Here is a 15,883-nt window from a genome sequence, read left to right as displayed (position 1 = left end):
ATATGCCAGCTAATAAAAAATACCTTACAAAATCCCCTTTTCAAAAATTCCTCAAAATAACCGCCGGTTTTCTGGGCGGCTACTGTGTGATGATCTCCTTTCATTATTTACTTGGATATATTTTTGAACCAAAAAATGTAATTATCACAGCAGCCTTTACGGGCTACACGCTGTGGGCCATCTTAATGCTCCTGGCCTTTCTGTCAAAAAGCGCATGGAAAATCTGGCTATACTATATTTTACTAACAGCCCTTTTCTCCATCCCCTTCCTTTTAAAACTGTAACCGAAACATGAAAAACAGAAATTATAATATATATTTTAATACGCATACCATCAGTGGTATTATCATATCAGCCATATTATTTGTTATCTTTTTCGCAGGTTCATATACTTTGTTCAAAGATGAAATCTCTGCCTGGCAGAGCAATACATCGTTCAATGCCCATGAAAATAAAAAGCTGGATTACAATAAATTACTGGACTCCCTGGATCAGAAGTACAAACTAAAAGGCAGGGACATATCTTTTTATCTGCAGAAAAACACCTTCGATACCTATGTTGAGGTTACAGCTACAAAAGACAGTACGCTTGCACCAAAAAAGAAGCCTGGTCACGAAAAAAAAGGCCGTAAAAGGGGAAGGCGCGACGATGGCGACGGAGCATACTTTAAATACAATTTTTATAAGGGAGAAAGTAAAACGTACGATCAAACTTATGACCTCGGAGAATTTCTCTACCGTCTCCATTTCCTTGCCCAGTTAAATCAGGTGCCCATCAGGATTGGTACACCATTCGGATACCTGGTTGCAGGCCTGGTCTCCTTCTTTTTTCTGTTTGCACTGATCACAGGCCTGCTCCTGCACTGGGATAAAATTGTGTCCAACTTCTTTGTCTTCAGGCCCTGGTCTAAAGTGAAAACAGTCTGGACAGATGCCCATACTGCTTTAGGAATGATTGGTTTCCCCTTCCAGCTGGTTTATGCAATCACAGGAGTAGTGCTGATCGTAAACGCAATTCTTTTAATGCCTTTTACATTTATGTTTTATCAGGGCAAGGCAGACAAGATGTACAGTGACCTGGAATATGCTGATGCAAGGGTTTATACCTATACCTACCAGGCCTTGCCGGTGAAAACTGATGTACAATCTTATGTTGACCGTACTCAAAAAACCTGGGAAGATTCTGATATCATCCGTGTGCTGATCAAAAATTACGGCGATGCCTCTATGGCCATTATGATTGAAGGAACCGCTAATCCTCAGCGCAGTTTCTCAGGAACAGGAAAGGTAATTTACGACATTAAAAGTAATAAGGTGTTTTATCACAGATCTCCGCTTGGAGAAAGCAGCTACATCGCTAAGGTTAAAAGCCTGATCTATCACTTGCATTTTGGAGATTACAGCGGTTATGCGCTCAGGATCATTTATTTCATTCTGGGAATGATGGGATGTGTGGTTATTATTTCCGGAATAATGATCTGGCTGGTTGCGCGTGATAAAAAGAATGTTCCTGAGCGTAAACGGAAGTTCAACCTTTGGCTGGCCAATATTTTTCTTGCCATCTGCTTGTCTATGTTCCCTGTTACCGCTATAACTTTTATCGCAGTCAAGGTGAGCCCTGCTGTTGATATGACGTTTATTTACAGGGTTTACTTCTATAGCTGGCTCCTGCTGTCTGCTTATTATATCATCCGTAAAAACTTAAACCGCACAAACCGCGAAACACTGTTGTTAGGCAGTGTATTCAGCCTGCTGATACCTGTTGCTAATGGCGTATGCACTGGCAACTGGATATGGAAAACCTATTCTACCGGGGCTACCGATATTTTGTTTATTGATCTGTTCAGTTTGGCAATTGCAATCGTTGGATTGATCAGCTTTTACAAAATCAGGCAGAAACAAAAATTGCAGCCAGAAATATAAAAAAAAACAAATTTAATACGGGATTGCGCTTTTTTTCTATATTTGCAGCCCCGCAAGGGAGAACGGACCGGTAGTTCAGCTGGTTAGAATGCCGCCCTGTCACGGCGGAGGTCGCGGGTTCGAGTCCCGTCCGGTCCGCATAAGAAGTAGTAAAACATTCAAAAAGCCTTTAATCTGATGATTAAGGGCTTTTTTGATTGATTGACTTCGCGAAATAAACAATATTTCCAGTACAAATAGTGAGTAATTCATGAGTCAATGAATCAAAACACCTGACTCACTGAAAACCTCATATATAATTGACTATCAGCATATTAAAAAATTGAACATCTTGATTACTCGTATCTGCAATGCTAATTTACATTCATTTAATTACTGTTTTTTAACGTTAATGTAGAGCTCGCTTCGTAAGGCGGAGCTTCGGTATTGTTTAACTCTAATCTTAAGAAAACGAAAAACACATTTAGTCTGCTCTTCTATTTGAAGAAGCCAAAAAATTATGTTTCCGGCGAAATGCCAATTTAGATGCATATTACCGTAGATGGAGTACCTAAAGAGCTGTCAACGGGCAAACTATGTGATCCAGCACATTGGAATACTAAAACTTGCCGACTGGACGGCAACAGCGTACCCATAGAAAGCGTTTCCAAAATGCTTGGTCATACAAATATTAAGACCACTCAACATTACGCGAAAATACTTGATAGTAAGGTAGGCGCTGATATGGCAATGTTGAAAAATAAATTAACACTCATAGGATAAATTGAAATAAGTTAGAACCAATTTACCCAAATGTATTGGGTTTAGCATCAACATTATGGAAGAACATAACAATAATGCACTTATACCAGATGAGATTGTCATGAACAAGATATTTCAAATCCGTGGACGAAAAGTAATGCTTGACTTTGATCTTGCTATTTTATATGAAGTCGAAACACGCGCATTAAAGCAGTCGGTGAGAAGGAATATATTGCGGTTTCCGGAAGATTTCATGTTTCAATTAACTAAAAAAGAGTGGCATGAGGTTATCACAATTTGTGATAACCTGCCTAGAAACGCTAAATTCGGCTCTTCTACTCCATTTGCATTTACAGAACAGGGCGTAGCTATGTTGTCAAGTATTTTAAATAGTGACAGAGCAATATCAGTAAATATTCAAATTATCAGGATCTTCACAAAGATGCGGCTCTTACTCACGGATATTACTGAAGTTAAACTTGAAATTGAGAAAATAAAGGGGAAGCTAGATAATCAAGATAAAAATATGGAAATTGTCTTTAAGTATTTAGATGAACTCCTGGAAAAACAAGATAAGCCCAAACGTCCTAGAGTTAGAATTGGATTTAAGCCTGATAATCTATAACGTCGATGTCACTTTGGATTTTTTGTCGTTAGCGGTTGATCGGCGAAAAATCTTTGATTGGGCATTCCAGAATCATGGCGAATTTAAATGATTCAAATTGTATTTGTCTGGGGTTTTATTGCTTTCTACATTCCCCACAAACTTTGCATTAAGCCTCGTAGATAAACCTTCCCCCAAGGTTCATAACTTGTGGTTTTAGGTTATGTACTTATGTTCTGCGCATGCGACTAAAACACTCTAATCAACTAATTTTTCATTGGTAAGTTGCGAACCGATCTCCATCAATTTCCCCTTTAGATTCGCTAGACAGGTTAAATCGTACATAAAATCCGTCGACAGAAGCAAGTGGGGCCACCCATAGCTGAAATGGATCAAATGGAATTCTTGGGTAGAGTATAAAATTTAGCATAATTTTAGAAAACCTGAACAGAAAGAATTTATTCCCTTCCCCAAATAACTTCACTATTTTTAACACTTCAAACAGAGGCAATAAAATTATACGATTTAGAGCCCTGAGAGCTCTACTGATTAACTTTAATTCAAGGTAATTGTTGTATATTTGCATCTATAAGTTCAGTATTATGGCCACCAATAAAAAACATCGGCTCATATTTGAGTTATCCAAATCGGAGCGTGAATCACGTCTGAAGAGTGCATTAAATGAGGTAATTCAATTGACCGTCGATATGCAGAAACCTATTGTATATAGAAACAACCTTTGTATCCAGCCTAACTTCTTTATGCACCAGTATCCCAATGGAAAGAAATTCCTTATTTCACAGAACCAGGAAAATTCCAAGGAGAGTGTACTGAGAGAGCTAGTCTGATCCTATGAATAACTTGAGGCTTTTTATTATTGCAGGACCAAATGGATCTGGCAAAAGTCTTTTCTCTAGCAAACTTACGGAATCTGATTATACTGTTTTTGACGGGGACAAACACCTTACTGAGTTTACTAAGAAATATCCAGAAATTGGTAGTGATGTGTTGTTAAATGCAGTGGACGAACAAGTGTTTAAAGTGGAAAAATGAAAAGCCATCAGTGAGCAGAAAAGCTATGTATTTGAGACAAACTTCAGCTCCTCGAATCCAATGGAAACTGCAAATGAGTTTCGTCATGCAGGATATGAAATACATCTTATTTTTATAGGACTGAATTCAATTGAGGAATCGATCCAGCGTGTTGAGCACAGAGTGAGACCTTTCCTCAGGAACTTTTATTTCACATTGCTACTTCAGGTTATCACATACTGTAATGACCTCGCTGAATACACAGCCAGCAATTGTTTACCTTTCTTCCACCTAAGAACCATTACAGGAAGTTAAACAACTTATAGAAAATTTTTTCAGTGCGGTAGGTCACCTCGGCAGTGCCGGTCTGGTTAAAATAAATCAGTTTCCCTGCACTCAGGTACCGGATATCTTTATTTTCCAGCAAAATAAAAAACGGATAGTTGCCTTTCTGATCTGGAATACGTGAGATAAAAGAAACGCTGCCGAAGAGATCAATGACTTTTCCGAATTGGGAGATGCTAAGTTGGACTTTATTGCCTGGATTCAATTTTGAAAGTTCAAATGCATTGACCGAAGCAGCGGCGTACAAATCTCTATTGTCCTTGATTTGCGGTACAATATAAAACAAGGTGTCATTTTTTTTTACATACGTTTTACCCCTCAAATTATACTCTGCAGGCATGAATAAGCCGGAATGTGGAGCCTTTAAGTCTATGTATTCCTTATTTGATACGTCATATATTGTAAATAAAAACTGGTTGGCTTTAATTGCTTTGTTCTTATAGAATGGGTGTTCGCCAACAAACCCGTCTACAGGACTCAGTACAGGCAAAATTTGCTGGGTAGTTCTAAACTTAACCTTACAGGTAATGCTTTCCTTGTAAGGGATTACAAAAGACAGGAATAAAAGTAAACAAACGGAGGTAATAGTCACTGCTACTCCCCAGCGATACACCCAGCCCGGTGGCCGGCTGAGGATCATATTTGTTTTATCATCTATGAGTTTGATCTTATCCTCCATCTCAATTAATTTCCAAGTTCCAATTGGTTTTTTATCAGCGTGAAATAAGCACCCGATTTATCAATGAGCTCGCGGTGCGAACCAGATTCAACAACACTTCCATTTTCAAGCACATAAATTTTATCAGCATTGATAACTGTACTTAGCCGGTGTGCTACCACTACTACTGTTCTTCCTTTGAAAAAATCATCCAGATTTCTGATGATCACTTTTTCATTATTCGCGTCCAGGGCATTTGTAGCTTCATCAAAAAATATATAATCCGGATTTTTATATACGGCCCGGGCAATGAGCAGACGCTGGCGCTGGCCCTGACTTATCCCTATTCCCTCCGGACCAATTTTAGTATTAAAACCCAGTGGAAGTGAATCAATGAACTCCCGTATATTGGCAATCTTCGCTGCCTCAAACAACTGTCGATGATCTATGTTCTCTACTCCTAAAGCGATATTTCTGGCGATCGTATCAGAAAAAACAAAGCCATCCTGTAGTACAGAACCACATTTCTCCCGCCAAATCTGCTCATTAACAGATTTAAGGTTAATATCGCCCACTACGATTTGTCCCTCTGTGGGTTCATAGAATTTCATGAGCAGCTTTAACAAAGTCGTTTTGCCGCTGCCGCTCAGTCCCACAATGGCTGTCGTTTTTCCTTCAGGAATATGCAGGTCTACGTCTTTTAATACTTTTGAATAGTGCGTTCCGGCATAGGTAAAACTAACTTTTATTAACTGCAGGGATCCCGAAGACAAGGGACGCAGCAGATGGTCTGTCAAACTACTGCTGTCTGACTGCGGTTGTTGCATCTCTCCTATTCTGTCCAGACTAATTTTGGCTTCCTGGTAGGATTGAATAAAGTCTATCGCGGAGCTCAGTGGAGAGTTAAGTTCTCCCACGATAAACTGGATCGCGATGAGCTGGCCCAAAGACATGTCGCCCGCAATTACAGCTTTTGTGGCAATTAGCGTGATAATGATATTTTTAATGCTGTTGATAAATTTTGCACCCAGTCGCTGGTATTGTTCAAGTGAAAGATAGCGTAGGTTAATATCAAACAATCTGGCTTGTATTTCCTGCCATTCCCATCTTTTCTGCCGCTCTGAGTTGTGCAGTTTAATGTCCTGCATCCCGTTTATAATTTCAATCTGCTTGGATTGGTTCTTCGACAGCTCAATAAACTTCTGGAAGTCAACTATCCTCCTTTTACGATGAAACAATAAGACCCATCCAATATACCCTGAAGTCCCAATCATAAAGCAAACAAAAACGCTTGTATTATAGAAGGCAAGTACAGTCACGAAGGCAGCGAACAACAGCACCTGGAAGATCAGGCCCAGAGTTTTGGACGTCAGGAACTTCTCTATTCTTTTATGGTCATCTATCCGCTGCAGCAGGTCTCCGGAAAGTTTTGTGTCAAAATATTTGATGGGCATAGCCATAATCTTGGATAAAAACTCAGAGACCATTGTCACATTGATCCTTGAACCAACATACATCAGCAGCCAGTTTTGAATAAATTCTATTACCAATTGTCCCGTATAAATAGCAATTTGTCCAAAAACCAGCAGGTATATAAAATTGATATCTTTTTCATTTATCCCGGAATCAATAATACCCTGGGTAAGAAAAGGAAGGATCAGCGTAAATAAGGTGCTGAAGAATAGCCCGAAGGCTATTTGGATGATCACTTTTTTATGGCTGAACAAATGTTCGAAAAGATATTTTAGCCCCTCTGTTTTATTGGCCTGCGGGATATTTGAATCTTCCAGATTGATGGTCTTGAATGCGGGCAGCATTTCCAGAGCGATGACGATCCCGATTTTCTCATTATCTTCTACATCACTGATCCAGTTTTTCAGAAAGGCAGCAACAGTAACTTTCTGCCTTGAAGAACCCGGATCTGAGAGATAAACATATTTTGATGTGATTTTGTAAACCACAAGAAAATGGTTTTGCTGCCAGTGCACAATACAGGGAAGTTGCACACGCGATGCAAAATCTGCAAAGCTGATCTTTACTGGTGTTGAGTTGAAGCCCAGTTTTTCTGCGGCACGGCAGATGCCCAATACAGACACACCTTCCCGGCCAACATTACTTAAACTACGCAACAGATTTAGGGAATATTCTCTGCCATAAAATTTGGAAATGATTTGCAGGCAGCCGGGCCCGCAGTCAATGGAATCAAATTGTGAATAGTGAGGAAAATTTCTCATTCCATAAAATCAGATGATAACTGAAGCTAATCAGTAATATAAAGTGCCCGTTTATTATATAACAACGCCAGAAAATACAATCCCGCCTGCGGTGGCCATACCTCATTCAACTCCTTCAGCAAAGATCCTGAAGCAAAGATTTCGTTGGTATTTAACCTGTTCATAATATCTTCCAGCAGCGGATGATATTTGATTGTGATTTTTGCTCCTCTTGCATAGATGGTGATATCTTCTGCGGTACTTCTCCTGTAATAAAGCTGGTAAGGATTGGGAACTTGCACACGCACACCGTCCATCATGCTGAAATTTGTATCGACTTTAAAATCCGCTGAAATCTGCTCAACAGTAACCGGAATGGAAGTCCAGCCGCAATTGCTGAACAGCGCCATCTTAAAATCGGTGAAAACTTCCCGCAGCAGTTCCTTGAATGGTAAATCAGCAATCGTCGAATGGTTTTTAAATATCTCTTCTACAGGAGAATAATCAATATCAGCAATCCCCCGCTGCAGATTAGTGATTTCCAGCAGGTTTTCATCAGTCAGTTCCACAGTAACAGACTTCAGCAGTCTTTCGGCAAGGGCATAGTTACTGTGGTTATCAAACCATACCGTAAGCCCTACAGACAAATCGTCTGTCTGTCCGATGTGATATTGGTCCCAGGGCATAAAAAACAGGTCATCCTGCTCAAAATGATAAGCGTTGGCTAAGGGGAGCAATTCTGAAAGGACTTTGTTTTTTCCATCCACAGATTCAAAGAGTCCGGCTTCCCAGGTGTACATGGTTTTATCTCCGGGCCCCAGATGAAAATGTATCACATTGGCACCAAAATGATCCTGATGAAGACCTAATGGTGTAAAGCCATAGTTCCCGATAAATACCGTAGTATGCATACCATTGGAAGGAACACCAAGATGTTCCAGGAGGGGATGGAGCAGGACGGAAAGGCGGTCTGCCATCGACATACTGAACTTTTCGCTGTAATTAAGGATAATGCCAAACTTTTGATCCTGAAAAACATCCTCAATCCATGCCGATCCATCACTGTCTACGGCAGGTATGTGCGGATATACCTTCTCAATCAGGTAATCCTTGTTGACAATTTCGCCGTTAACATATACGCGAAAACCATATGCATTTGTTTTATTCAGGCAAATGTGACGTACCACATCAAAAATCCATTTTTTGAAGTTAACTCTGTCCTCCTGTTCCAATACATTTGTTTGTACTCCCGGTATTGAAAATTTATCAGTCTGATGAAGAATACTTTCCCATCCTGTACGATTCAATGGAAACTTTTCTGTGGTATTGGCAATTGTTAATCCTGCATTTGACATATTCCAGTATTTTATTGTTCATTAATAAACTATTGCTCTGTTCAGGAATAAGAGGTTAAGTATATAAAGTCCGGCTTGCTCAGGCCATTCTTTATTTAATTCCTTAAGCAGTTCTTCTGTCTGATAACTTCCACCCTCATTTAGCTTTTGTATAATAGCGACAAGCTCAGGATGATATTTAATTTCAATTTTTGTTCCCCTTGCATAAATTCTCAGCTGACCACTCTCCAGGATTTTATAGGTTATCTTATAGGATTCAGGAGCGTGGATAATTTTATCTTTCAAATGAAGAAATGTAGATTCATTGAGTTTAAGGCCTTTTAAAGCAAGTTCATCTTCAACAGAAATAGGCCTTGATTTCCAGCCCTGGTTGCTGTACAACGAGAGGATGTACGATTCAAAAACCTCTCTGGTGAGATCTTTAAGACTTGTTTTCAATCTCACATCGTCCATTTCCAGGGCAGAGAGTATCTGTTCAAAACCTTCCTCCGCATCGGGAGCCTTGTAAGGCCCAACAATATTGGATTTGTCATTCGTGTCATCTTTTTTAAGGTACTGATATTTAAACGATTTGATCAGATTCTCAAAGAGCCTGTTCAGTGGCATATTGTTGTACCAGACGCTCAGCCCTACTGAAAAATCTTCTGTATTGCCAATGTGGAACTTGTTCCATGGCATAAAATACACATCCCCGGTTCTTAGCTGGAAGGCTTTCGCAAAAGGCAAAAGAGGTGCAATGTTTTTATTATTTGATACATCACCCGCGATTTCTTTGTAGGCTTCCATTTCCCAGTTGTACATCGTTTTTTCGCCAGGCCCAAGATGTAGGTGCATCACATTTTCTCCGGGATGATCCGTATGTATGCCCAGGGGAGTAAACCCATAATTGCCCACAAAGACAGTGATATTGATGCCTTTGAGGGGCAGCCCGGCCTCTTCCAGTAGCGGATTCAGGTACACTGCAATCTTCTCTGCCATTTCGTTTGAAAACTTCTCCCCCGAATTAATGATCAGCCCGAATTTCTCATCCGCAAACGTACGAGATGCCCATTCTGCCAGGCTTTCAGTAGTCAATGGCGGGTAATTAAATAAATTGTCAACCATATATTTCCTCGACTGCGATTTCCCGTTCAGGTACAGTCTAAAGTCATAGGATGTATTCTGCCTTATAAAGATCTCCCTCAACATCGATCCTGTCATGTCGTTAAAACTGGCCACAGTTTCTTCATCCATAACATCCGGAATAAGAATGGAATCCTTAAAAAAATCGGACGCGTCTAAAAAGTTTGTCCACCATTCTTTAGTCCATGCAGTTTGAGCAGTGTCGCTCGTAGTAATGTTGTTTGTTAGTTCCATTTGCCCGGTATTAAATTCAACTTGAACGAACAAGCCAGATGATATTCACATCTGGCTTGCTTCTCAAAAAGACTACCTCTTAGGTTTCTTTTACGTGTTCTTTCACAGTTTCTTTCTCCACAGCTTCAGCTGTACCTCCTAAAAGTTTTTCCTGCTCCAGAGGAGAAATAACTTTTGCATCCAAAAACTCTTTTGGATCAAATTGGTTTTCTTTGGAATTTTCCATAACAAATAAATTAAGTTTATTTTAGATTGTAACTGAATATACTATGAACAAAATTAAACTGCGCCTCAATCTGGTGAAAGTGGATTTTATCCATGTGAACTGAAGCTATTTACAGGTTTACGTTTGGTTCAATCAATAAATTAATTTTACTTATATTTGGTAAGCCGTTTTAGTTACTATATTACCGTTATTAACCTGTTATCTTATCCACAGTATTAATTTTAATATTCGATTTGAAAAGCGCAGCCACTAAATCCGATACGATCACCTGGGATGCTTTTAGGAAGGGTGACCGCATCGCTTTCGAAAGTATTGTGAGATCATATTCAAAGCTTCTCTTCAATTATGGTACAAGATTCAGCAGCAACAGAGAACTCATTAAGGAATGCATTCAGGATCTGTTTGTATCCCTTTGGGAAAGAAGAACACATTTAAGCAGTACAGATCATACTAAAAATTACTTGTTTAAATCATTCAGGATTAATCTATTCAAACTATTAAACGCTGATCATCAATTCGTATCCGTGAATGATCTTCCCCTCTTTGAAATCACTTTCAACAAAGAAGCCCAAATGATCACTGAAGAATATCAGCTTGATATCAAAAAAAAGCTGGAAAGTTCATTTAAAAAATTATCAGTAAAACAATACGAGATTATCTACCTGCGGTATTACGAAGGCCTCTCCTTCGAAGAGATTTCCGATATTATGGATATTACAAAAAAAGGAACTTATAAATTATTGGGGAGGGCTATTGCCGTCATGCGAAGAAATCTTACGCTGAAAGACTTTAGATTTATATACCTGTACTATTGTTAATTTATACATATGATAATCGGGGTCTTATGTATAAGATAAATTAAATTTCATCTTCATGGGGTAAAAATCGGATAGAACTGCTAATCAATAAAAATGCAGTGCTATGATCAAGCCTAATCCAGACTTACCTCATTACAAACCCGAAGATTTTATAACTGATCTTTCTTTCATCACCTGGGTATTGTTACCCAATCCAGAGCTCTCGGCCTATTGGGAACAGGTTCGTCTCAGCCATCCTGAACAGATACAGAATATGGAAATTGCGGCCAAAGTCGTATCCGGCATTACCTTGGAACAGAGAATCTTTGATCAGCAGGATGAGGACCAGCTTTGGAGCCGCATAAATGCAGCAATAACAAAACACAAAAAGGTGCATGTCATTAAATTGCGGACAATTGTCAGTGCCGCTGCAGCGGTTATTCTGGTTGGATCATTATTCTTTTTTTACCGCTTAAAAAGCACGGTAGAGTTTCGTACAGCCTTCGGAGAAAAAAAGACGATCATGCTTCCTGACCATTCACAGGTAGAGCTCAATGCCAACAGTACCCTGCACTACCTGAAAAATTGGAGCAGCAGCGAAAAGAGGGAAGTATGGATAACCGGAGAAGCACTGTTTGTTGTAAAACATCTGCATCAGTCTGGCGCTGTGCTGCCAGCAGATCATTTTGTGGTGCATGCCGGCCAACTGGCCATCGAAGTCCTTGGAACTACGTTTAACGTGAACCACAGACGTGGACTGGTGAATGTTGCACTGATCAGGGGTAAGGTAAGCCTCGGGCTTAAAGCAAAAAAGGCTGTGCTGATGAAAGCTGGTGAAGTATTTGAATATCTCTCCCACCAGGACACCATCATAAAAAAGAAGACAATAGCTGTAAAGAAGATTGCCTGGAGAAACAACCGTCTGGAATTTAACCAGACTTCTGTGAGCGAGGTATTTACACAGCTTGAAGATATGTATGGGTATAAGGTGATAGTTCAGAATCAGGAAATCCTGAGTAAGAAGCTTACCGGGACTTTTGTCACCAGCAGTGAAGCCGGATTATTAAAGGGGCTTTCTCTTGCATTGAATATCACATTTTCCAAAAATTCTGCCAAACAGTTAATTGTAAAATAAGCGGATCTGCACCTGTATGAAATACATCACATTTTTTATAACAATGATCTGTTCTATCTATTTTTCTGAAGGGTCCTATGCTTCACAGATTTCTGTTAACGAACATCCTGTAAAAGAAGTGATCGACCGACTGGCACATCAATACCATATCAATTTCATGTATCAGGATGGACTGCTTACCGGCAAAACTACCAGCTATGTGGTACCCCAGTCAACGGATCAGAAAATAGAAAAAGTACTCGCAGATTTCTTTAAAGACTCAGACCTCTCTTTCTACCATGTAGAAAACAGTAATTATGTCATCTATCCCAGAGTAAAAAAAACGGGCATATTCTCCACTTCAAAGATTGCTGCCACTACAGATAGTATTGCTACGGGCACAGTAACAGGTTATATTTACGACCAGAGGCAACAACCCCTGTCATACAGCTCCGTTCAGCTACTGAAAACGCAGGATACTTCAGTAGTGAAAAATACGCTGTGCGACAGCACCGGAAAATACACATTTAAAAACATTGCCCTGGGAAATTACAGGTTAAAGGTTTCGCAAATGGGATATCAAACAACCTCGAGCACTAATTTCAGCTTAACTTCAGCAGGTATCCATTTGCCTCCCCTGCAGCTTGCGCCCTCCAGCAAACAACTGAATGAGGTTCGGGTGGTTGCAAAGAAGCAATTTATAGAGCGCCAGATAGACCGCACAATTATGAACGTCGAAAACAGCATCCTGGCAAGCAGCGGCTCGGTCAACGAACTACTGGAGATTGCTCCCGGCGTTTCCATTGACAATGGCCAGATCAGCATGAAAGGAAAACAGGGCGTCATAGTGATGATCGATGATAAAAGGGTTAAATTATCGGCAGCCGAAATCAGCTCCCTTTTGCAAAGTATGCCAGCAAATTCAATCGATAAAATCGAGCTGATCAGCAATCCTTCTTCTAAGTATGATGCGGAAGGCAAAGGAGGAATTATCAATATTAAAACTAAAAAGGGAACAAATCCGGGATTTAACGGGACGGTTACCAGCGGATTTATTATTGGGACCCGACCGCGGTTCAGCGAAAGTGCTACGCTGAATTACAAAGCAGGTAAACTCAACATGTTCAGTAACTACAGTTTTCAGCATAGTCTGCAGAAATCAGAATACCTGAGTGATAAAAGGATAACCGCGCCAGAATTACTTAAATATAACCAAAATCAAATCTCACATAACAGATCGGTTTCCAATAACGCGCGACTGGGGGCCGACTATACGCTGAATGATTTTAATACAATAGGGATACTAGGCACCTTAAATGATAATACCAGTCGTTCGGATTTCAAAGAGAATACAGTCTTCAGGGATTTTAACAGCGGTGTCCCCGACTCCAGTTTATCGTCCCTGAACAATGGAAAAGGTTCGTATCATACATATGGGCTAAATCTCAGTGTGAAGCACCTCTTCGGTCCTGATGATCATCTGATCTTATTCAACGCTGATTATACTGCCTATCGGTCTTCCGATCCAAATACGTATATTAATAGTTATTTTAACAAACAGGGACTGTCTGACCGGCCGCAGGAAAAGGTTTTAAACTCTGCGGATATTGACATCAGGGTCTACACGGCAAAAGTCGATTATACTTATCCGCTTTCAAAAAACGCAAAGTTCGAGGCCGGGGCTAAAACAGCATATACACATTCCAATAGCAGCATCCTGTTCCAGAATGAAGTTATTCCGGGATATGCTGTAAGCGATCCGGGCCGGACAAATACTTTTGATTATAAAGAATATATCAATGCAGCATACCTTAACTACATCACAAAATTTGCTGAGCATACGAGCTTCCAGGTTGGTGTCAGAGCAGAGCAAACTGATTATCAGGGGACTTCTATAACCACCGGGGAAAGGTTCAACAGAAGCTATATCCAGTTTTTCCCAAGCCTGTTTCTGTTAAGGGATATAGGAAAAGACCAGATCAGTTTTTCCTACAGCCGCAGGATCGGAAGGCCCGGATACGAAGACTTAAATCCCTTCATAGACTATTCCTCTCCCTACTTTTATACTCAGGGCAATCCCCTGCTCCAGCCGGAAACCACCCAATCTGTCGAATTCAGCTACCTTTTTGAAAAAGACCTGACGCTGGGCCTATCCTATAGTAAAACTAAGAACTACTTTAACTACTTCACTTCACTGGCCGACAGCAGCGGAGCAACCAGGCAGACTATAGATAATTTTAAAAATTATTATACCATTGACTTATCAATCAGTTACAATAAGGAAATTTCATCATGGTGGAATATGACCGCCAATAGTGATCTGTTTTACGAGCAATACAAAACACCTATACTTGACACCTATGTCAATCTGAAACAAGCCGCCTGCAGCCTCAATCTCCTCAATTCCCTTGAGGTAAATCCCCGGTTGTCTTTCGAAGTACTGGGCTTGCTCAAATCCAGACGCGTTGTGCTCACGCGACGGATAGACCCGAGATACAGGGTTGATGCAGGTTTCAAATACACGATATTAAAAAATAAGGCTTCCCTGAAAATGGGTATCACTGATATTTTTTACAGCTATATCACAAAAGGGGTAAATGAAACCGGAAACTTATACAGTACTTTTTATAATAAAAATGAAAACCGACGGTTCAACCTGAGCTTAAATTACAAATTTGGCAGCAAGTCTACGGCACCGAAAAAAGACCTGAGCAACCAGTCTGAATTGGACAGGTTAAAATAATTATTGGAGGGAATATGAAGATAACATGTTTTATTATTGATGAAGATCTCAAATCAATTGATACCCTGAAAAAACATATTCATGATATCGTCTTTCTTGAACTGGTTGGTTTTCAAACCAAAGCTGAAGAAGGTATCGCGCAGGTGAAAATGATAATGCCTGATTTCGTTTTCCTGGGCATTGATGTGCCAGCCTTTGAAGGAGTGGATTTTCCCGGTCTGATTGCCCACATTACCAAAATTGTTTATATCAGTATGTTTACAGAATACGCTTTTGAAGCCTTTAAGCATAATGCAGTCGATTATTTGCTAAAACCTGTTTCAAAGCTGAAATTTATGCAGTGCATTGCCAAAATCATCTATGCTTTGCCTCAACCTTCAGCAGTACCGCAAAAACTTCAGTCTACAAATGCTTCGTACATTTATCTCAAGGAGCTTGCCACTAGCCGTCTGTTTAAAATAGAGCTTGATGATATATTTTATATAGAATCCAATAACAATAATGTAACCTTCAATTTAGACAGGGAAGCTCACGTTGTTCAGGTGCCCCTTAAAAAAATCATTTCCCAATTACCCCCGGATCTCTTTCTTAGGATACATAAATCTTTTATCGTTAATCATACAAAGATCATCCATATTGACGGAAACATGGTTGTGCTTAAAAATAAAACCGTGCTCCTACTGGGTTCAACATACAAAGAATCGTTTTATGATCACATCAAAACTAACATTGTGAAAACAGGCAGGGATAAGCAATTTTGAGGCTCTTTTTTATTT

General features: G+C 39.9%; 14 protein-coding genes, 1 tRNA gene and 1 pseudogene. 11 read left to right on the top strand and 5 right to left on the bottom strand.

Going from position 1 to position 15,883, the window contains the following annotated elements; translation table 11 throughout:
• Positions 1 to 2: 2 nt before the first annotated feature.
• The 7 genes and pseudogenes from FN831_RS09925 to FN831_RS09895 all read left to right on the top strand — a co-directional run bounded on the left by FN831_RS09925 (position 3) and on the right by FN831_RS09895 (position 4,321).
• Positions 3 to 284 (top strand): hypothetical protein, encoded by a 282-nt coding sequence (locus tag FN831_RS09925; RefSeq protein WP_142528066.1) that lies wholly within the window; start codon positions 3 to 5, stop codon positions 282 to 284.
• Between the two features lie 7 nt (positions 285 to 291).
• The gene (locus FN831_RS09920) at positions 292 to 1,923 is read left to right on the top strand and encodes a PepSY-associated TM helix domain-containing protein (protein WP_142528065.1); all 1,632 of its coding nucleotides are present in this window, start codon (positions 292 to 294) and stop codon (positions 1,921 to 1,923) included.
• 64 nt (positions 1,924 to 1,987) lie between these two features.
• Positions 1,988 to 2,061 (top strand) — tRNA-Asp (locus FN831_RS09915).
• A 483-nt stretch (positions 2,062 to 2,544) separates the two neighbouring features.
• Positions 2,545 to 2,685 (top strand): annotated as a pseudogene (locus tag FN831_RS28405) (site-specific integrase); the annotation flags it as partial.
• 55 nt (positions 2,686 to 2,740) lie between these two features.
• Positions 2,741 to 3,289 carry an ORF6N domain-containing protein gene (locus tag FN831_RS09905; RefSeq protein WP_142528064.1) on the top strand — a complete coding sequence of 183 codons (549 nt, stop codon included), beginning with the start codon at positions 2,741 to 2,743 and terminating at the stop codon, positions 3,287 to 3,289.
• Positions 3,290 to 3,870: 581 nt separating this feature from the next.
• The gene (locus tag FN831_RS09900; protein WP_142528063.1) at positions 3,871 to 4,116 is read left to right on the top strand and encodes a hypothetical protein; all 246 of its coding nucleotides are present in this window, start codon (positions 3,871 to 3,873) and stop codon (positions 4,114 to 4,116) included.
• A gap of 4 nt (positions 4,117 to 4,120) precedes the next feature.
• Positions 4,121 to 4,321 (top strand): hypothetical protein, encoded by a 201-nt coding sequence (locus tag FN831_RS09895; RefSeq protein WP_142528062.1) that lies wholly within the window; start codon positions 4,121 to 4,123, stop codon positions 4,319 to 4,321.
• Between the two features lie 280 nt (positions 4,322 to 4,601).
• Here the strand turns inward: FN831_RS09895 and FN831_RS09890 are convergent, their stop codons facing one another.
• From FN831_RS09890 to FN831_RS27685, 5 genes are all read right to left on the bottom strand, one after another.
• On the bottom strand, positions 4,602 to 5,324 hold the full coding sequence (locus tag FN831_RS09890; RefSeq protein ID WP_142528061.1) for an HlyD family secretion protein: 723 nt from the start codon (positions 5,322 to 5,324) through the stop codon (positions 4,602 to 4,604).
• A gap of 5 nt (positions 5,325 to 5,329) precedes the next feature.
• Positions 5,330 to 7,537, bottom strand: coding sequence for a peptidase domain-containing ABC transporter (locus FN831_RS09885; protein WP_142528060.1), 2,208 nt, complete (start codon positions 7,535 to 7,537; stop codon positions 5,330 to 5,332).
• Between the two features lie 26 nt (positions 7,538 to 7,563).
• Positions 7,564 to 8,871, bottom strand: coding sequence for a hypothetical protein (locus tag FN831_RS09880; RefSeq protein ID WP_142528059.1), 1,308 nt, complete (start codon positions 8,869 to 8,871; stop codon positions 7,564 to 7,566).
• 21 nt (positions 8,872 to 8,892) lie between these two features.
• Positions 8,893 to 10,227, bottom strand: a complete 1,335-nt coding sequence (locus FN831_RS09875) for a hypothetical protein (protein WP_142528058.1) — start codon at positions 10,225 to 10,227, stop codon at positions 8,893 to 8,895.
• A 79-nt stretch (positions 10,228 to 10,306) separates the two neighbouring features.
• Positions 10,307 to 10,453 (bottom strand): hypothetical protein, encoded by a 147-nt coding sequence (locus FN831_RS27685; RefSeq protein WP_185960443.1) that lies wholly within the window; start codon positions 10,451 to 10,453, stop codon positions 10,307 to 10,309.
• A 233-nt stretch (positions 10,454 to 10,686) separates the two neighbouring features.
• On the opposite strand from FN831_RS27685, the gene FN831_RS09870 reads away from it, so the two are divergent.
• The 4 genes from FN831_RS09870 to FN831_RS09855 all read left to right on the top strand — a co-directional run bounded on the left by FN831_RS09870 (position 10,687) and on the right by FN831_RS09855 (position 15,868).
• Positions 10,687 to 11,271: an RNA polymerase sigma factor gene (locus FN831_RS09870; RefSeq protein ID WP_185960442.1), complete on the top strand. Its 585-nt coding sequence runs from the start codon at positions 10,687 to 10,689 to the stop codon at positions 11,269 to 11,271.
• 103 nt (positions 11,272 to 11,374) lie between these two features.
• Positions 11,375 to 12,385 (top strand): FecR family protein, encoded by a 1,011-nt coding sequence (locus FN831_RS09865; protein ID WP_142528056.1) that lies wholly within the window; start codon positions 11,375 to 11,377, stop codon positions 12,383 to 12,385.
• A gap of 16 nt (positions 12,386 to 12,401) precedes the next feature.
• Positions 12,402 to 15,107 carry a TonB-dependent receptor domain-containing protein gene (locus tag FN831_RS09860; protein ID WP_142528055.1) on the top strand — a complete coding sequence of 902 codons (2,706 nt, stop codon included), beginning with the start codon at positions 12,402 to 12,404 and terminating at the stop codon, positions 15,105 to 15,107.
• A gap of 14 nt (positions 15,108 to 15,121) precedes the next feature.
• Positions 15,122 to 15,868: a LytR/AlgR family response regulator transcription factor gene (locus FN831_RS09855; RefSeq protein ID WP_142528054.1), complete on the top strand. Its 747-nt coding sequence runs from the start codon at positions 15,122 to 15,124 to the stop codon at positions 15,866 to 15,868.
• Positions 15,869 to 15,883: the final 15 nt, after the last annotated feature.

This window comes from Pedobacter westerhofensis (assembly GCF_900182595.1).
Taxonomy (GTDB): domain Bacteria; phylum Bacteroidota; class Bacteroidia; order Sphingobacteriales; family Sphingobacteriaceae; genus Pedobacter; species Pedobacter westerhofensis.
This window is presented reverse-complemented; position numbering and strand designations above follow the sequence as displayed.